Source organism: Thiomicrospira aerophila AL3, assembly GCF_000227665.2.
Classification (GTDB): Bacteria; Pseudomonadota; Gammaproteobacteria; order Thiomicrospirales; family Thiomicrospiraceae; genus Thiomicrospira; species Thiomicrospira aerophila.
Map to the genome: position 1 here is coordinate 1577052 of NZ_CP007030.1, position 16847 is coordinate 1593898.

Annotated in this window: 19 protein-coding genes; 9 read left to right on the forward strand and 10 right to left on the reverse strand. The window is 46.3% G+C overall.

Features of this window, described 5'->3' with window-relative positions; genetic code table 11:
• The first annotated feature begins 30 nt into the window (after positions 1–30).
• The 3 genes from THIAE_RS07760 to arsB all read left to right on the forward strand — a co-directional run bounded on the left by THIAE_RS07760 (position 31) and on the right by arsB (position 3993).
• On the forward strand, positions 31–1452 hold the full coding sequence (locus tag THIAE_RS07760) for a sensor histidine kinase (RefSeq protein WP_006460669.1): 1422 nt from the start codon (positions 31–33) through the stop codon (positions 1450–1452).
• The gene (locus THIAE_RS07765; protein WP_006460670.1) at positions 1449–2819 is read left to right on the forward strand and encodes a sigma-54-dependent transcriptional regulator; all 1371 of its coding nucleotides are present in this window, start codon (positions 1449–1451) and stop codon (positions 2817–2819) included. The genes THIAE_RS07760 and THIAE_RS07765 overlap by 4 nt, the downstream gene beginning before the upstream one ends.
• A 61-nt stretch (positions 2820–2880) precedes the next feature.
• Positions 2881–3993 (forward strand): ACR3 family arsenite efflux transporter, encoded by a 1113-nt coding sequence (gene arsB / locus THIAE_RS07770; RefSeq protein ID WP_006460671.1) that lies wholly within the window; start codon positions 2881–2883, stop codon positions 3991–3993.
• A gap of 62 nt (positions 3994–4055) precedes the next feature.
• Here arsB and THIAE_RS07775 read toward each other — a convergent pair whose 3' ends face one another.
• Together THIAE_RS07775 and THIAE_RS07780 are read right to left on the reverse strand one after the other, a co-directional pair.
• A complete protein-coding gene (locus THIAE_RS07775) occupies positions 4056–5369 on the reverse strand; it encodes a type II toxin-antitoxin system HipA family toxin (protein WP_239232367.1) in 1314 nt (437 codons plus the stop codon).
• Between the two features lie 4 nt (positions 5370–5373).
• The gene (locus THIAE_RS07780) at positions 5374–5616 is read right to left on the reverse strand and encodes a helix-turn-helix domain-containing protein (RefSeq protein ID WP_006460673.1); all 243 of its coding nucleotides are present in this window, start codon (positions 5614–5616) and stop codon (positions 5374–5376) included.
• A gap of 171 nt (positions 5617–5787) precedes the next feature.
• Here THIAE_RS07780 and THIAE_RS07785 point away from each other — a divergent pair, with 171 nt between their 5' ends.
• From THIAE_RS07785 to THIAE_RS07805, 5 genes are all read left to right on the forward strand, one after another.
• Positions 5788–6588, forward strand: a complete 801-nt coding sequence (locus THIAE_RS07785; RefSeq protein WP_006460674.1) for a TOBE domain-containing protein — start codon at positions 5788–5790, stop codon at positions 6586–6588.
• Positions 6589–6695: 107 nt separating this feature from the next.
• Positions 6696–7460 carry a molybdate ABC transporter substrate-binding protein gene (gene modA / locus THIAE_RS07790; RefSeq protein ID WP_006460675.1) on the forward strand — a complete coding sequence of 255 codons (765 nt, stop codon included), beginning with the start codon at positions 6696–6698 and terminating at the stop codon, positions 7458–7460.
• A gap of 33 nt (positions 7461–7493) precedes the next feature.
• A complete protein-coding gene (gene modB, locus THIAE_RS07795) occupies positions 7494–8189 on the forward strand; it encodes a molybdate ABC transporter permease subunit (RefSeq protein WP_006460676.1) in 696 nt (231 codons plus the stop codon).
• Between the two features lie 4 nt (positions 8190–8193).
• Entirely contained in the window at positions 8194–9270 is a 1077-nt protein-coding gene (gene modC / locus THIAE_RS07800; RefSeq protein WP_006460677.1) for a molybdenum ABC transporter ATP-binding protein, read from the forward strand.
• Positions 9271–9274: 4 nt separating this feature from the next.
• The gene (locus tag THIAE_RS07805; RefSeq protein WP_006460678.1) at positions 9275–10072 is read left to right on the forward strand and encodes a sulfite exporter TauE/SafE family protein; all 798 of its coding nucleotides are present in this window, start codon (positions 9275–9277) and stop codon (positions 10070–10072) included.
• Positions 10073–10085: 13 nt separating this feature from the next.
• Here THIAE_RS07805 and THIAE_RS07810 read toward each other — a convergent pair whose 3' ends face one another.
• Genes THIAE_RS07810 through THIAE_RS07825 form a run of 3 tightly spaced genes read right to left on the reverse strand, consistent with a single transcriptional unit; the run spans position 10086 to position 11134 of the window.
• A complete protein-coding gene (locus THIAE_RS07810; protein WP_006460679.1) occupies positions 10086–10370 on the reverse strand; it encodes an addiction module antidote protein in 285 nt (94 codons plus the stop codon).
• The gene (locus THIAE_RS10625) at positions 10351–10830 is read right to left on the reverse strand and encodes a type II toxin-antitoxin system RelE/ParE family toxin (protein WP_322785313.1); all 480 of its coding nucleotides are present in this window, start codon (positions 10828–10830) and stop codon (positions 10351–10353) included. Before THIAE_RS10625 ends, THIAE_RS07810 begins: the two co-directional genes overlap by 20 nt.
• Positions 10831–10870: 40 nt before the next feature.
• Positions 10871–11134 (reverse strand): type II toxin-antitoxin system Phd/YefM family antitoxin, encoded by a 264-nt coding sequence (locus THIAE_RS07825; RefSeq protein ID WP_006460681.1) that lies wholly within the window; start codon positions 11132–11134, stop codon positions 10871–10873.
• 165 nt (positions 11135–11299) lie between these two features.
• Here THIAE_RS07825 and THIAE_RS10970 point away from each other — a divergent pair, with 165 nt between their 5' ends.
• Complete coding sequence (locus tag THIAE_RS10970; RefSeq protein ID WP_006460682.1) at positions 11300–11518, forward strand: GDCCVxC domain-containing (seleno)protein; 219 nt, start codon at positions 11300–11302, stop codon at positions 11516–11518.
• 19 nt (positions 11519–11537) lie between these two features.
• Here THIAE_RS10970 and THIAE_RS07830 read toward each other — a convergent pair whose 3' ends face one another.
• From THIAE_RS07830 to THIAE_RS07850, 5 genes are all read right to left on the reverse strand, one after another.
• On the reverse strand, positions 11538–11897 hold the full coding sequence (locus THIAE_RS07830) for a YgaP family membrane protein (RefSeq protein ID WP_006460683.1): 360 nt from the start codon (positions 11895–11897) through the stop codon (positions 11538–11540).
• Between the two features lie 40 nt (positions 11898–11937).
• A complete protein-coding gene (locus THIAE_RS10755) occupies positions 11938–14091 on the reverse strand; it encodes a putative bifunctional diguanylate cyclase/phosphodiesterase (protein WP_006460684.1) in 2154 nt (717 codons plus the stop codon).
• Position 14092: 1 nt separating this feature from the next.
• Positions 14093–14734, reverse strand: a complete 642-nt coding sequence (locus THIAE_RS07840) for a histidine phosphatase family protein (RefSeq protein ID WP_006460685.1) — start codon at positions 14732–14734, stop codon at positions 14093–14095.
• Between the two features lie 77 nt (positions 14735–14811).
• Positions 14812–15465 carry an oxygen-insensitive NAD(P)H-dependent nitroreductase NfsB gene (locus tag THIAE_RS07845; RefSeq protein WP_006460686.1) on the reverse strand — a complete coding sequence of 218 codons (654 nt, stop codon included), beginning with the start codon at positions 15463–15465 and terminating at the stop codon, positions 14812–14814.
• A gap of 38 nt (positions 15466–15503) precedes the next feature.
• Positions 15504–16844, reverse strand: a complete 1341-nt coding sequence (locus THIAE_RS07850) for a heavy metal sensor histidine kinase (RefSeq protein WP_006460687.1) — start codon at positions 16842–16844, stop codon at positions 15504–15506.
• Between the last annotated feature and the right edge of the window lie 3 nt (positions 16845–16847).

Here is a 16847-nt window from a genome sequence, read left to right on the forward strand (position 1 = left end):
CCAAACGCATTAAACAGACAAGGGCTTCAATTGACAATCAAATTATCTTGGTTAAAACCTAAAACCTTGTCTGGTCAAATAAACCTCTATTTAAGTAGTGGGCTGGTCATCTTTACCTTGGTGGCCAGCTTAGTCCTCTATCACACGGTTAGCCACGCCATTGAACAAACCCTGAAAGATAAAACCACAGCGCTTGCTGAACAACTTGCAGTGGTTTCACTTGATGCACTACTGATGCGTGACTATGCAATCATCGAACGCTATGCTGAAGAGGTTGTTAAACAATCACAGGACATCTTATATTTAGAAATAACCAGTCACAACCCTAACAGTTTGGGGCCCCAGCTTTTAGCCCAAGCGGGCAAAACAGAATATGCTAACGAGCTAAATCATCATTGGCATAGTCAACAAACGCCTATCCTGTTTATGAATCGCCATATAGGTGATATTCAAATGGTTTACTCCACTGATGTCATCAAGCATACTTTTTTTCAGATTATGGTGTTTGGCCTCATAGGATTGATAGCATTACTTGCGCTTCAATTTATGATTGTTAAACGTTTATTGGCCAGTCAATTTATTCAACCCCTCAGAATGTTGCTCAATCAAAACACCCTTATCACTACTGATAAATTAGTCGGAAAATCTTTCACAAAGCAACCCCCACAAGAGTTTCAAGCATTAGAGCAACAATTTCATGATCAACAAACCAAGATTAAAAACTACATTGAGCAATTAGAACAGGCTCATAAAATGTCTAGTGCAATGGCCGAACGGTTAAATGATGGCCAGCGCTTAGCAGCTATTGGACAGATGGCTGCAGGATTAGCACATAATCTCAATACACCTCTGGCTACCATTTTAGGTTATGCACAAATGCTTGAAGCGAGTAACGATCCAAACACTCAAAAACGCGCTTCGATCATCGCACGTCAAGCACGCAATAGTGCTGAAGTAGTTACAAGCTTACTTAATGCGTCACGCTTACCCAAAGCAGAGATGACCGTCACATCACTGCAGCCATTTTTACACCATTTTTGTGCACTCATTATGCCAATACTAAAGCCGAAAGGCCTTAGGTCAGTAGAATTGCCAAAAATTGATTGCATAGTGAACACCGACCCCGGACTTCTTGAGCAGGTATTGTTTAATCTATTTAACAATGCTGTGGATGCACAGGCCAGCGTAATTCAGTTGAGCTTAACCACCCAAGTTAACCAGGCCTGTCTTGTCATCGCCGATAATGGACACGGTATAGACGATGATTTAAAAGCGACCATCTTTAAAGCATTTGTTACCACCAAACCATCTAATAAAGGCACTGGATTAGGTTTATACATGGCCAAAACCATGCTGTTGACGATGCAAGCAAACATCGAACTAGATAGCTCACATCATGGTCGTACTGCTTTTAAACTGACCTTACCACTCAACGAGAAATCTAATATATGATTGAACCACGCTTAAAACCCGTTCTCTTCGTTGTTGAGGATGATCCTGACATGGCTGCACTGCTTGCCGAATTAGCCAAGACAACAGGCTTTGACACTAAGATATTTTTAACAACCGAACAGGCCAAACAGGCTATTCATCTCAACCCACCGGCGATTGTACTGACAGATCTGCGCCTACCTGATGGTGATGGTCTCAGTGTACTTAATTGCGTCAAACGATCCAGTCTTGACACCTATACAGTTCTCATTACAGGTTACGCCACACTTGATGACGCGATACAAGGTTTTAAGATGGGTTTATATGACCTCATTACGAAGCCTTTTGATATTGCGCAAATGACTGCTTTACTGCAACGATTAATGGAACAAGTTCAACACCGAAAATCGATGTTAAAACTTAAAACGCGCTTGGCACAACTCGACAACTATGAACTTCACCCTATCTGCCAAAGCCCAAAAATCAAGCAGGTGTATCAGCTAGTGCAGCAGGTCTGCCAAATGGATGTGCCGGTGCTGATTGAAGGCGAAACCGGCGTAGGTAAAGGCGTGTTGGCTAAATACATTCACCAGCACAGTCCGCGCGCGCAAGGCGCGTATTTTGAGATTAACTGCGCTGCCGTGCCTGCCAACTTAATTGAATCGGAACTCTTCGGTCACGAAAAAGGCGCGTTTACCGGCGCACAAGCCCGCAAACTCGGACTGCTCGAACTCGCTGACGGTGGTACCTTATTGCTTGATGAAATCAATAGCATGAGCGCGGAAGTGCAAGCCAAGCTACTGCATTTTTTACAAAACCAAACCCTGATTCGGGTTGGTGGGCAAACCACTATTCAAGTCGATGTGCGTTTGATTTTTGCCAGCAACCAAAACCTGCAAAGCTTGGTGCAAGCGGGAGATTTTCGCCAAGATTTGTTTTATCGAATTAACGTGTTTCCGGTGGTGTTGCCCCCTTTACGTGAAAGGCCGGAGGATATTCAAGCTTTAGCTGAACTTTTTCTCAGCCGGTTTAGTCAAAAGTTCAACAAACCCGTGAGCAGCTTGAGCGCCGATGCGTTGGCACAATTAAAGGCCTATGATTGGCCGGGCAATATTCGTGAACTGGAAAATATTATTCAGCGCGCGGTGGTGTTAGCGCAAAGCGCACAGATTGAAGTCAACCAGCTGCCGCAAGAATTGCGCCCTGCTCCAAGCCATATTGAGTTAGTACCAGGCCTGGTAGTCGCTGAAAACACCTCATTAGAACAGCTGGAAACCCTGTGGATTAACTTTACGCTCGAACGCTGTCAGGGCAATAAATCTCAAGCCGCGCGCCAGCTCGGTATTGATGCCTCCACCCTGCACCGCAAACTGGCAAGGTTAAACTAGCTTTACATATCTGCATAGGCAGATATAATGATCATTCATTATTTTATCTATGGATATCAGCATGCAGCCTACCCAGACCACCCCCGAACCCTCCACTGAAACAATGGGCGTGTTCGGACGCTACTTAACTATTTGGGTGGCCTTGGCGATTGTAGCCGGCATTTTACTCGGTCAATATGCGGCCTTTATCCCCGAAACACTTGCTGGCTTTGAATATGCCAACGTTTCCATTCCGGTAGCAATTTTGATTTGGGGAATGATTTTCCCAATGATGGTGCAAATTGATTTTGCAGCGATTTTAGGGGTTCGCAAACAACCCAAAGGCTTGTTTATCACCACTAGCGTGAATTGGTTGATCAAACCTTTCACGATGTTTTTAATCAGTTGGTTTTTCCTGATTATTTTATTCAAACCTTTTATCCCCGAAGACCTCGCTTACGAATATCTAGCCGGAGCCATTCTTTTAGGGGCGGCGCCCTGTACTGCAATGGTGTTTGTATGGAGCTATCTTACCCGTGGAGATGCAGCTTATACCCTTGTTCAAGTCGCGCTAAACGATATTATTATGTTGTTCGCTTTTGCGCCGATTGTCATTTTTTTATTAGGTATCTCCAATATTCAAGTGCCCTGGGATACCGTTGCCCTGTCTGTTTTTCTCTATATCGTGGTGCCGCTGGTTGCCGGCTATCTCACCCGCACCATGATTATTAAACGCAAAGGAAAAATGTGGTTTGACAAGGTGTTTATGCCCGCCATCGGTTCGGTCACGCCGGTCGCGTTAATTATTACGCTCGTCCTGCTCTTTGCCTTTCAAGGCGATGTGATTCTTAACAATCCGCTGCATATTGGCTTAATTGCGATACCACTGATTATCCAAACCATACTCATTTTTGCGTTGGCTTACTATTGGGCAAAAACATGGCGCGTGCCTCATTGCATTGCCGCTCCTGGCGCAATGATTGGTGCCAGTAACTTTTTCGAACTCGCTGTGGCCGCCGCCATCGCACTTTTTGGTCTGCAATCGGGTGCTGCATTGGCTACTGTTGTAGGAGTGTTAGTCGAAGTGCCGCTAATGCTTGCATTAGTACGTTATGCCAATCGCACTAAAGCGGGATTTGATTTGCAATGTAATTCTGTTCAGCCAGACAGCAAACAACACAATAATCACTTCTAGGTATGAAGGTAGGCTACACAGCTTACCACCAGACCTGGTTGCATAAGCGTTTTTTGTCACATTCACTTTAAACTCAAACCGATCTTGGCTTTTTTTAACATGCCGTCAAAAATAGGCTGGGAAATATTTTCAGGAAAATGTGCCGGCAACCGGGACTTAACCTGTGTAATCACCTGTTCTGCTTTCTGGCACATCTCTTCAAGATGACTTAAAGCAAGACGTTCTGAGTAGCCCACCGCTTTGGCGGTCATAACAAAATGTCTTGGGCTAAGGCTGTGCCATTTGTAATGTCGAGATTTACCCTGTAACGCCATCGCCATTTTTATTTTTTGAGGCTGTAATCCCTGCCCACCCATCAAAGGATAAGCAGACAAAATGTCATAAAGCGGCGTTAAGCGATAGCCATTATTCGCTTCAATAAACAGACTGAAATTTTTACCATGCCCATCCGGTGCCGCTAATAACCAGAACAGAATTTGTGCTTTAAAAAAGACCTCTCGATCCCGTTGAGCCTGCTGTGAGCCACGCAGAACATCCATAATCTGTTTGATACTTGGCCCACCGTCCGCCTCATATTTAAGTGCCGGTGCAATACCTAAGACTTGACACATATCCTCTTGCGGTAAACGTACTAATCGGTCATTAGCCAACCATTTACGATCAAAGCGTTCAACCGCAATCGCCTTTTGGCCGTCAAATTCCAATACCTCGGTATGCGCGACCGGCAATCCGAACGCGCCGGCAATTTGCATACACAACCATTCGTTTTCACAACTTTGCGACAAATCAAGGTTATTATGCGCTAACACACCAATCGGCAATTTTAGAATATGCGTGGTTGGGGTTGCGCCTTTAGGCAAATACCATTTATCGTCTATCTTGAGTAACGCTGTCTTTTCTTGCGCACCGGCAAGGGAAATACGAAAATCTTGCTCCAAATCCTGCATACCTAAAGGATTGGCGGCATAGTTTTTTAACAAATCGGCAATTTGAGATTCATTCAATTCTGTCGCATCAAGCCCTGCGTTATATTGTGAATCCCCAACAGGTGCATGGCTGGTCAATTGAATAGCACCTACACAATCTTTGCCCACCGCTGCCAACAAATCAAATGGCTGGATCGTTGCTGTCTTGAATCTCGTCTGCATTTTGGCGCGAATCAAATCATTATCAGGCAGTAGGTTATCTAAAAAATTGTAAATCAAATCGCCTTCATACGGTTTTTCTGACAATGGGAGGGACAAGGACAAAGCACGCGAATAAGGTGAAACCAGCCATTCTTTGGCATAGCTGAAACGCAAAGCACCATTCTTGTGTTTAATCAACTTACCGACCCGTAAACCATTCATAGACACAACAAGTTCATTCAATACCATAACATCACCAATCAAGCTTGTTATCCTGCGCTAACGACCCTTTGGGGCGGACTTCCAGCTCAAGTTCTAGCGCGGACAATAATTTAAATAAGGTTTCAATCTTTGCTTGCGCAGGATTATTTTCAAAATTTGACACCGTCGCTTGGCGTGTACACGCTAACTCCGCCAACTGACTTTGCGAAATATCCAACGATAAGCGTTGATTCTGCAACACCACCGCCAGCTCTTTAATGCTGTTTACCCGCATAACGCCTCCTATACGCCAGTCCGTATCAAACACTAATTATACGCTTTACCGAATAAAATTAAAACTATACGCTATAAAGTATAAATAAATTATTCTTAGGAAGGTTCCGCTTGACAAGCAATATGGTGTTAAGTATAGTTCGAAATTCGTTATTTACTTGAGTATAACTCGATGTCAAGCTCAACCAATCAACCCGAATTTTTTGCGCCCTGGCATGTGCATTTAGGCGATGGCGAGATCAGCCCGCGTCGCTTGCATCTGCTGCAAGCGATTGAGGCGACAGGCAGTGTGTCGCAAGCCGCCAAGCAAGTCGACATGACCTACAAAGCGGCCTGGGATGCGGTCGAGATTATGAACAATCTGGCGGGCGAGCCTTTGGTCAATCGGCAACACGGCGGCAAAGGTGGCGGCGGCGCGACCCTGACCCAAACAGGCCTGCAAATCGTCACCATGCACGAGCGGCTATCAGCGATGCAGACCATGTGGATGGCGTCATTAGAGAACACTGATGCCGATATTTTGCCCTTAATGCGGAGAATCAAAATGCAAACCAGCGCACGCAACAGTTTTTACGGCACGGTGGAAACCGTCAAAACCGGTGAAGTAAACGCAGAAGTCACGCTAAAACTGCAAGGCGATGATCGCATTGTGGCGACGGTCACCGCCGACAGCGTGACACGCATGGGGTTAAAACCGGGCGTCACAGCTTGGGCACTCGTCAAAGCCAGCTGGGTGGTATTAGCCAAACAACAAGCCAAAGGATTGATTAGCGCACGCAACTTTTTGTGCGGCCAAGTCAGCCGCATTACCGAAGGACCGGTAAATGTCGAAGTGGTGGTCGAACTCAAAGGCGGCAACACCTTATCGTCGATTATCACCCACAGCGCGTTGGAGGAGTTAAAACTCGCTGAAGGCGAACCCATCTGTGCGCTAATAAAAGCCTCACACGTTTTAATTGGCGTGGATGAGTAAAACGTTACGTTATCTGTCAGCCCGTGCAAACGGGTTTTTTAACCCCAATCGATATAGCCTTTGGTATCTATCGGTTGGTTTTTTTAATTCTTATTAAGGATGTAATTATGAAAATTAAAACTTTACTACCAGGCCTGGTATTGGCATTTGCCGCCACAACCTCGGCCAAAGCCGCAACCGTAACCGCTGCAGTGGCCGCAAACTTCACCAAAACGATTGAAGAAATCGGCCAAGCTTTTACCGAAGACACCGGCCACACCATTCGTTTTTCGTTTGGGCCATCCGGTAAATTATTTGCGCAAATTCGTAATGGTGCACCGTTTGATTTGTTTTTCTCAGCCAACGAAGCGGCACCCAAAGCCGCGATTGAACATGGCCTAGCGGTTGAGGACAGTTATTTTGTCTATTCCCAAGGCGTATTGGTGCTCTACAGCCCCACCCTGCCCGTCGCCAATAACGCAATGGCTATTTTAAAACAGGGCGATTTTCGTTTTCTGTCGATGGCCAACCCGCGCACCGCCCCCTATGGCACCGAAGCAGAACGCTTTTTACAGAATGTGGGGTTGCACCAAGCCTTGCGCAGAAAACTTGTCAACGGTGAATCGATTGCGCATGCCTTTCAATATGTGGTGACCAAAAACGCCCAGCTGGGGTTTGTTGCCAAATCCCAAGTCGTTGATCCGGCCAGTCCGGCTTATAACAATGGTGAATATTGGGAACTGCCTGCTGAGTTATACAACCCCATCAATCAAGGTGCGGTGATCACCAAGCGCGGTGAAAAAAATGAAGCCGCCATCGCCTTTATGGACTATATGAAATCACCACGTGCGATTGAGATTATTAAACGCTATGGCTATAACCTGCCTGAATAAGTATTAATTAATCCAACTGAAACGGACAGTATTATGATCGAACTTTTCGGCGCGGCGGTCGATTTACAACCCATCTGGTTAACACTCGAAATCGCAACCTATACCACCATCATTCTTTTAGTGCTCGGCACACCACTCGCCTGGTGGATGTCACAAATGAAATCCTCTAGCAAGGTATTGCTTGAAGCCCTGGTGGCGTTACCCTTGGTACTACCGCCAACGGTGTTGGGCTTTTATTTATTAATTGCCATGAACCCCACCGGACCGGTGACCGAGTTTTTACGGTTTTTTGGCTTTGAAGGTCAATTGACCTTTAGCAAAACAGGCCTAGTGATTGGCTCGGTGTTTTATTCTTTGCCGTTTGCGGTGCAACCGCTGATGCATGCATTTGAAGCGATTCCGCATCGTTTGTTAGATGCCGCTGCGACTCTGCGTGCTAGTTTTCTAGATCGCTTTCGTACCATTATCCTGCCACTATCGCGTCGCGGTTTTTTGACTGCCGCCACCCTCAGCTTTGCCCATACGGTCGGTGAGTTTGGTGTGGTGTTGATGGTCGGCGGCAATATTCCAGGCGAAACGCGCATGGTGTCGATTGATATTTTCGATCATGTTGAAGCCATGGAATACACTCAAGCCCATATTCTGTCGGCAATCATGTTGGTGTTCTCATTATTTGTATTAATGCTGGTATATGGTTTAAACCGCCGTTTTGGCGTAAAGGTAGGGTAACCGGATGGCAAAGCACTTTTTAAAAGGCAATCTTCAACTCGAGCTTGGCAGTTTTAAGCTCAATAGCGGTGAGTTTGAACTACCACTTGAAGGCGTGACCGTGTTATTCGGTCGCTCCGGTAGCGGCAAAAGTACGCTATTGCGCGCTATAGCAGGCCTGGATAAACGCACCCATGGTCAACTCAGCATGGACGGTGAGGTTTGGCAAGCGGGCTCAAAACGTCTAGCGACCGAACAGCGGCATATTGGCTTTGTGTTTCAGGATGCCGCCTTGTTTCCGCACATGACGGTGCGCCAAAACCTGATGTACGGCATCAACCGCTTGCCAAAAAACCACCCAACGGCGGATTTTGACAAGATTGTGCGCCGGGTGGGCATTGAAGACAAACTCGACCGCGACGTCACTTTTTTATCCGGTGGCGAAAAACAACGTGTCGCGATTGCGCGTGCCTTACTTATGTCGCCCAAACTGCTTTGCATGGATGAACCACTTTCAGCACTCGATTGGCGCTCAAAAGCCGAGTTATTGGGCTTGATTGAAGAACTGGTTGAAGAGTTTAAGCTGCCGGTGCTTTATATCACTCATGCACCGGTAGAGGTCGAACGCTTGGCGAACCAGATCGTGTTTATGCAAGAGGGTCAGATCGAAACCATTGAAACCCTGCAACAATCACTAAAACGTCCTGACTCCCCCTTGTTCGACGAACAGGGTGCGGTGTCGGTATTAATCGGCCAACCAGGTCGGGTGGAAACAGGGTTGCGCGAAATCAACTTGGGCGAAGACACCCTCTACCTGAGCCAAACCCATGATATTCACACTCACACTGTACGTGTTCGGGTGTTAGCACGGGATGTGAGTTTAGCTCTATCCGACCCCAAAGATTTAAGTATTATTAACCACCTTCGCACCGAGGTTGATGAACTGGTTCCGCTTGACGAACACCGTTTGTTAGTCCGCTTAAACCTTGCCGGAGGCCAGCAGTTATTCGCCGAAATAACCCAAGCCTCCGCCCAACGCCTCAAGCTACAACCCGACCTGGTGGTCTATGCATTAATTAAATCGGTCGCGCTAGCGGAATAACTCGATGAGTGGATTACAAAAACTCTGGCTAGCGGCGGTGCTCGGCGCTCTGATTGGTTTGCTCGGCGGCTTGATTGGCCTGGGCGGTGCAGAATTCCGTTTGCCGATTTTGGTCGCGGTATTCAGCTTGCCCACGCTGGAAGCGATTATTCTCAATAAAGCCATGAGTTTGGTGGTGGTGATTACCTCGATTTTTTCTCGCGGATTTAGCGTGCCGATGGAAAGCCTGCTCCCGCATTGGCTGATAGTCGTCAATCTGCTGTTCGGCTCGGTGGTCGGTGCATGGTATGCCGCCGGTTATGTGATGAAACTCGCCCCCGCGATGCTCAACCGCGTGGTGTTCGGATTGCTGATTGCGCTGGCGCTGATTATGTTTTGGGAACACCTAGTCGGTTTCGGTGAAACGGGCACACCTTTATTTCAGCAGGCCTGGTTACAAGCCTTAGTCGGCATATTAGCAGGCCTGCTGGTCGGCATCGTTGCGGCGGTATTAGGTGTCGCTGGTGGCGAATTATTGATTCCAATTATTGTGATTCTCTGGGGCATCGACATCAAAACCGCCGGCAGCCTGTCGTTATTGGTCAGTCTGCCCACTATGCTGGTCGGGTTTTTCCGCTACCGCCAAGCGCAAGCCTTTGATGCACTGCGTCGTGAAAGGGATTTATTAATCTGGATGAGTGTCGGCTCAATTGCTGGCGCGCTCGTCGGCGGCCTGATGCTCGGCTTGGTTCCCGCACAATGGCTCGGCTTGTTTTTAGCGGTTTTGCTACTGATTTCCGCTTGGAAAGTGTTTAAACATTAAAGACGCTAACCCTTTAAGACGCTAATTTAAAGCGCAAGCCCATTGCTTCAATCACCTTAAATACGGTTTCAAACCGTGGGTGTTTACCTTCCCCAAACGATTTATACAAACTTTGATAACCTAACCCCGTCTTTTCCGATAAAGCTTTCATACCACTTGAACGTGCGACCACGCCCAGTGCGTCAATAAAGAAGGCTGGATCATTTTCGTCCAGCGCGGCTTGCAAATAGGCTTTTACGTCTTCAGGGGTATTGAGGTAATCACTCACATTAAACGTATCATTCATTGATTGTGTCATGCTTCAACCATCCTTTTACTTTTTCAATATCTTTCGACTGATGAGGCTTCAGGCCAGCGATCATTAGCAAAACTAATTCGCTATGCGCTTGTTTATAATAAACACGCCAGCCCTGCCCAACATCAATACGCAGTTCATAAAGTTGGCCTTCAATATTTTTAAAGTCACCACGATTGCCCTGCTCTAATCGTCTTAAACGCGCTCCATCAAACGGATTTAGCCAGTCGGTATCAAGCGTTTTAAAATCGGCGAGATTACCTGTTACCACGGTTAAATGATGGACTTTTGCGCTGGCGGCAATCATGGCATCTTCGTAAAGCGTATTGGAAGTACCGTGCATCAATTTAGCCCAGACTCGAAACACCTTGCCATCCAGCGGTAGAATATTGTAACTTTCTGCAACGCGGTTCAGCCAGGCCTCAATTTCCTGTGCTTTTGTGGGTCTTGCGCGCGCGTTAATTCAGAAATAACATTCGTGTCGAGAAGGTACATAGCGTCTGTCACTCGCCTTCTAACGGCATCACTTCACGGCGACGCGCTTGACCGCGTTGTGGCAAAATCAACTCACCCCGCGCTTCACCAGTCAAAAGTAAGCTTTTTAAACTAGGTTTAGCGGAAGATTGTAATTGACGCCACATTTCAATCGGCACCAAAACTGCCGCTTCACGGCCTCGTTTTGAAACCATCTGTGGGCCATCTTGTAAACAAGTTTCTAAAAACTCACTAAAACGTGCCTTCGCGTCTTGAACTGGCCAAGTATGCATAACAAAACTCCTTCTGACTAGATTAATGACCAATTTAAGCATTTTATATATTTTTGCAACAAGCCCACAACCAGGCCTGGTAGGCCAACTGGATTTGATTAATGATCTCCCTTAGGCGTATAGTTATCAGCCTAAAGGTTCATTTATTAAATAGCGGAGGCGCTGATGGATATACAACTGGAATCGACTTTGAGCTGCCCAAACTGCGGTCAAAGTAAAACCGAGCAGATGCCAACGGATGCCTGTCAATATTTTTATGAATGCAGCTTTTGTGGCGCGCTACTAAAGCCGCTTGCAGGTGATTGTTGTGTCTTTTGTTCGTATGGTGATGTGCCTTGCCCGCCGATTCAGTTAAACGGCGCACAAGGATCTTGCTGCGGTTAAACTTTGCTGCAAAAACCGGTCAATTGTGCGACTTGCCCTGAGGTTTTGTATCACATTTGGTTGGGGTATGGCTCGAAGTCTTGTCGCAACATTGCGCTCCGGCATCGCAGCAGTTTTGTTTTGCGTCAGCTTTTTGTGGCGTATCACAGGCCACACCACAAGCAACACATTCACCACGGGCGTTTTTAAACATCGGACAAAAGCCGGTAAAACTGGCTTGGATGGCATTGGCACTCATCAGTAACAAAATCCAAAACACCCAGTCTTGCAGCAAATTGATCTGCCCCAATACATGCGCCACCCCAATCAATATCGCCATAAAAATCGCCAACATGCGCAGCGGACGATTACCTCTCACCACCGAAGTTGAATCAGCCATTTTAAACACCCCAACTTCTCAAACATTAAGCAAAAACAAATTAAACGGCCAACCGACCAACTAAATCAGCACTAAATTGCTCGACAGGGCAAGGTCTGCCAAAGAAATAGCCTTGGTAATGATGGCAACCATTGGCTAATAGAATATCACGTTGTTCTTGGGTTTCAACTCCTTCAGCAATGACATCCAAACCGAGTGATTGACTCATCGCAATAATGGTTTTGACAATGGTGACATCGTCGGGGTCTTGTACAATATCACGCACAAAGGTTTGATCAATTTTAATTTGATCCAGCGGCAGGCGCTTTAGGTATTGTAATGAAGAATAGCCGGTTCCAAAATCATCGAGTGAAAATTTGACACCCAACTCACGCAGTTGACGCATTTTTAAAACCGTTTCTTCGATATTGTCAATAATTGTACTTTCAGTTAATTCGATTTTAAGCCGTCCAGCATGAATACCATAACGCTGAATATTTTGTGAAACCTGATCAACAAAATTGGGTTCTTTAAACTGCTTAGCACTGACATTAATCGCCAAAATTAAATTACTCAGATGCGCCTGGTTTTGCCAATCACGCAGCTGCTCACAAGCTTTTTCAATTACCCAACGACCCATGGCTTTAATTTGACCTGTTTCCTCGGCTAGGGGAATAAAATCAGCAGGCGACACCTGACCACGCTGGGGGTGATGCCAACGAATTAAGGCTTCTGCGCCAATTGGGTTTTTATGCTCGTCTACTTGTAGCTGATAGTAAAGTTCGAGCTGATTTTGTTCAATCGCCTCATGCAACTGAGTTTCTAAAGTAGCACGCTGTTCAACTTCTTTTTGGATTGATGGGTCATAAAAACTAATGCTGTTGCGATCCGTTGACTTGGCTCCATACATGGCGGTTTCGGCATGTTTCAGCAAATCATCGGTTGTCTCAGTCAAGCCTTGAAAAATCACTACTCCAACACTCGGTGACGTAAAATAACGTGCCCCCTCTATTTCATAGGGCTGATTGAGCTGTTCACGAATCAGTTCTGCAACCTGTTCTACTTTATTGGCCGCATGGCGACTTTGGCTACCTAAGGTTTCAAGCGTAACCACAAACTCATCGCCACCGACACGGGCTAAATTATCCACATCGCGCAAACAACTTTTCAAGCGTTTAGCTACCTCAATTAACAGCTGATCACCAGTCTTATGGCCATGTGCATCGTTAATGGTTTTAAAGTGGTCCAAATCAAAATAAAGTAACGCGCCATGTTGCCCACTGCGCTCGTTAACCATCATTGAATGATTTAAACGCTCCGTCAGCAACCGACGATTGGGCAACTTGGTTAAAGGATCATAAAATGCCAGCTGAAAAGCCTCAGCTTCGGCCTGTTTGCGTCGTGCAATCGCATCACGAAAGCTTAACAGGGCGGTGGCGATGCGGCCAAATTCGCCATTAGACGTTTGCTGCATTCGTTCGATCTGCGGCATCGGAATTTGCACTTGATGATCATTGCGCGCCATCACACTCAAGGCATCAGCGATCACCAACATTTTTCGACTCACCAGGCCTGCTGAAAATAAGGCCAACAAAAACATCAACAATAAACCGATCAGGCCAATCAGCACCACACTCAAAAAAAATTGTTCCTGGGTATCAAAGCCTTCATTGCTTCGGGCTTCTGCACGCTGCGCTAATAGATTGGTAATACGTTGGGTGTAAAGCGAAAATTGCACAAAATTTTCCTGCGCACGCTGCACATAACCACTGGCAACATTGGGGTCAATGGCAATAATATCGGTTGCCATAATAATAAAACGTCGATATTGATGAAAGTTTTCTTGCAACGCAATAACACTGCCGTGATTCACTTCGTGTAACAATTCTGAATTAGCTAAATCATTAACTTTTTTATTTAGTAGCTCAAGCTCGTCAACAATACTTGCATGCAAAAAATACAGTTGCACGTCAGACAAGTCACCTTTATAAGCCGCATCAATTGCCCCCGCTACACGCTGATGAATACGCCCTATTTCGCCACTAAAGATCGCTGCCTGCTGGACAACTTGCAGGTCGCCAAGTTGTTTTTGATGGTTGTCAGCATACTGCGATTTCAGTGAAGTCAGCGACCAATAGCCGATAGCAATGGCGACCAACACCACCGAGAGTACCGGCCAAAAAAACAACAGCAATATGGTGCGACTGGCTTTCATTTTAAGGTGTGAACCCCATTTGTGTTAACAAGGCAGGCCAATCATCGGGTGTAATGGTGCCTATATATTCAAAGCCGCTAGCATCTAACGGACGAAAAAATACCAGTGATCCTTCTGGTGGAAAATACTTCATCATTTCAACGAGATTCGGACCATGGGCGACCAGCACGCGATTGGTTCCAGCAGCAACCGGCTTGGACAAAAGTTCAAAGGTTGTTTGAATAATCGGCTGTTTTTGTGCAGTGGTTAAGGCAGCTGTATACTGCAAATTGATTTCCACATCGACCCGTGATGGGTCAAAAACAATCTTGGCGGTTTCCACTGCACGACAGAGCGGGCTGGCTAATACGGCATTGTAAGGAATCGCAAGCTGTTTAAAAAAACCGCCAATTTGTGCCAGTTCGGCTTTGCCCTCGGTGGTTAAAGGGCGCTGGGTAGCACAGTCACTTAAGTCAATTGGCACTTGATCAGGAATAGACGTATCGGTTTTGCCGTGACGCATATAAATGACATAACCACCTTGCCTGAGCTGTTCGATTAGAGCCGGTGTTGCGGTAACGATATCCTTAAATTCATCATCAGCATGAGCCGGGAAAAAAATCAAACCAATACTCAACACCAACAACTGAATCACTTTTTTCATCTATCCCCCCAAACCAATGTCAAAGAATCAGCAATTAATACCCTAACTATCTTTTGATTGTACACAGATAAATAAAATTACGCATCCATCATTATTACTGATTCCGGCCAACGTGATTTGGGCAGTTTGGCGTTAAAATCGTTCTCGGCTTGGTAACCTACCGCAACCACCGCCAAGGCTTTATAGCCTTGTTCGGTTAAGCCAAACTCGGCATCCAAAATCGCGGTATCCACCCCTTCAATCGGTACCGCATCCAACCCCATCGCGCCGACACCTAATAAAAACGCGCCGATATTGAGGTAAACTTGTTTTTCCATCCAACACTGGGTATCGTGCCACTCAACTCGATGCAAATCGGCATAAAATGCGCGTACTTTTCTAACCTTGGCTTTCATCTCTTCGGAGTCAATCCGACCATCCTGCTGCTCTTGCCCCAGCAAGGACTCCAAATAGTCGTCGGTGAAATCAGTTTTAACACAGAACACCACCGATAACGAGGCCTCCAGTATCTTGCTTTCATTCGCGACATACGGCCCACTAGCCGCTTTGGCTATCCGTGCCTTGCCTTGCTGTGTCTGAGCAATAACGAAATACCAAGGTTGAGAGTTGACGCTAGAAGGACTTAAACGCAATAGTGCTTTGACATCCACTACTTGTTGCGGTGAGAGTAGGCGAGTTGAATCAAACTTTTTGGTCGAGTAGCGCCTTTGCGCAGTCTCAATAATATTCATCAATTTTCCCGTTAACTAAAAACTAAAATTTAAAAGCACTATAGCTTATTTAGACTAATATGAAAACAGGTATGATTGTCCTGAGATGTGGCGTGAATTGTACCCTGGTGAACCAGAATAATAGCGCGGCTGATCGCCAGCCCTAAACCCGATCCGCCTTGGTGTGGACGTGCGGATTCGACGCGATAAAAACGTTCAAATAACTTATTTAAGTGCTCGGCAGGGATGGTTTCGCCCTGGTTGCAAATCTTTATTTCAAGTTGGTTTTTGGTTTGTTTAAGTCGAATTTGAATGGTGGAATTGCTATACGCATGCCGAACCGCGTTGCCGAGTATATTGGCCAATGCACGTCTAAGCAGTTCACCATTGCCCTTTACTGTGCCTTGACCTTGCAAATCAAAGTGGATGTGGCGTTCGGCGGCAGGCAATTCAAAATAGTCGATTAATTGACGGCATAGCGCTTGCAGTTCAACAGGCTGCGTTTCAATATCCAATCCTTGATCGGTTTTGGCCAGCAACAGCATGTCGTTGACCATCCGTGCCAAGCGTTCAAACTCTTCAATATTCGACACCAGAATATCTTGATAATCCGCTTTATCACGTGGTTGGCTGAGCGCAACTTGGCTTTGCATCATCAGATTATTAATCGGGGTGCGGAACTCGTGCGCCAGGTCAGCCGAAAATTGTGACAGCCGTTGAAATGCATTTTCTAGCCGATCCAGCATGGCATTAAAGGCTTGCCCCAGTGGTTGCAGCTCTGTCGGCAGGGTGTTGATATCCAGGCGTTCGGTCAGGTGTTGTCCTGACACCTTGGTGGCCAGTTGGCTAAAGTGTTTAAGCGGACGAAGGCCTTGGCGAACCATCCACCAACCCAAGCCCACCATGACCAGCAAGGCAATCAAAGAACCGACCAATAACAGTTGGATAAACATCTGCATAAAATGCTCATGGTGGTCGATGTTTTTGAGGCTAATCACCCACCAGGCCTGGTTGTCTGCCGCTGGAGCAAACCAACTAACATAGGCTTGGTTTTCCAGCATAATGCGTTGCAACTGGTTGGCGTTAAAATCGTCAGGCGTGAACAGATGGGGGGAATCAATGCTGCTATAGCGCAGGGTATGTTGATTAAACAACAAATAATGCCAACCGGCTTCGCGCGGCAATAGATGGTTAAGTTGCGCGATCAGTTCAGCTTGGTCGAGCTGATTGTTTTCGGTATAGAGCCGGATTTGCTGTTGTTTGGTTTGCAACTCGGCCAAATCCATTTCATCAAAATGGTGCTGCACCGTGTGCGCCAACAAGCCACCCAACAACACCAACACCAACAGACTGATCAGGGTAAAAAATCCAATTAACCGACTGGCAATCGACAGATTCATGGT

What these genes read in the sequence shown, in the direction of transcription:
- THIAE_RS07765 (WP_006460670.1), top strand. Translation starts at nt 1,449, where the DNA reads ATGATTGAACCACGCTTAAAACCCGTTCTCTTCGTTGTTGAGGATGAT.
- arsB (WP_006460671.1), top strand. Translation starts at nt 2,881, where the DNA reads ATGCAGCCTACCCAGACCACCCCCGAACCCTCCACTGAAACAATGGGC.
- THIAE_RS07780 (WP_006460673.1), bottom strand. Translation starts at nt 5,616, where the DNA reads ATGCGGGTAAACAGCATTAAAGAGCTGGCGGTGGTGTTGCAGAATCAA.
- THIAE_RS10970 (WP_006460682.1), top strand. Translation starts at nt 11,300, where the DNA reads ATGGATATACAACTGGAATCGACTTTGAGCTGCCCAAACTGCGGTCAA.
- THIAE_RS07845 (WP_006460686.1), bottom strand. Translation starts at nt 15,465, where the DNA reads ATGAATATTATTGAGACTGCGCAAAGGCGCTACTCGACCAAAAAGTTT.
- THIAE_RS07810 (WP_006460679.1), bottom strand. Translation starts at nt 10,370, where the DNA reads ATGACACAATCAATGAATGATACGTTTAATGTGAGTGATTACCTCAAT.
- THIAE_RS07785 (WP_006460674.1), top strand. Translation starts at nt 5,788, where the DNA reads ATGTCAAGCTCAACCAATCAACCCGAATTTTTTGCGCCCTGGCATGTG.
- modB (WP_006460676.1), top strand. Translation starts at nt 7,494, where the DNA reads ATGATCGAACTTTTCGGCGCGGCGGTCGATTTACAACCCATCTGGTTA.
- THIAE_RS07840 (WP_006460685.1), bottom strand. Translation starts at nt 14,734, where the DNA reads ATGAAAAAAGTGATTCAGTTGTTGGTGTTGAGTATTGGTTTGATTTTT.
- THIAE_RS07830 (WP_006460683.1), bottom strand. Translation starts at nt 11,897, where the DNA reads ATGGCTGATTCAACTTCGGTGGTGAGAGGTAATCGTCCGCTGCGCATG.
- THIAE_RS10755 (WP_006460684.1), bottom strand. Translation starts at nt 14,091, where the DNA reads ATGAAAGCCAGTCGCACCATATTGCTGTTGTTTTTTTGGCCGGTACTC.
- modA (WP_006460675.1), top strand. Translation starts at nt 6,696, where the DNA reads ATGAAAATTAAAACTTTACTACCAGGCCTGGTATTGGCATTTGCCGCC.
- THIAE_RS07850 (WP_006460687.1), bottom strand. Translation starts at nt 16,844, where the DNA reads ATGAATCTGTCGATTGCCAGTCGGTTAATTGGATTTTTTACCCTGATC.
- THIAE_RS07805 (WP_006460678.1), top strand. Translation starts at nt 9,275, where the DNA reads ATGAGTGGATTACAAAAACTCTGGCTAGCGGCGGTGCTCGGCGCTCTG.
- modC (WP_006460677.1), top strand. Translation starts at nt 8,194, where the DNA reads ATGGCAAAGCACTTTTTAAAAGGCAATCTTCAACTCGAGCTTGGCAGT.
- THIAE_RS07825 (WP_006460681.1), bottom strand. Translation starts at nt 11,134, where the DNA reads ATGCATACTTGGCCAGTTCAAGACGCGAAGGCACGTTTTAGTGAGTTT.
- THIAE_RS07775 (WP_239232367.1), bottom strand. Translation starts at nt 5,369, where the DNA reads ATGGTATTGAATGAACTTGTTGTGTCTATGAATGGTTTACGGGTCGGT.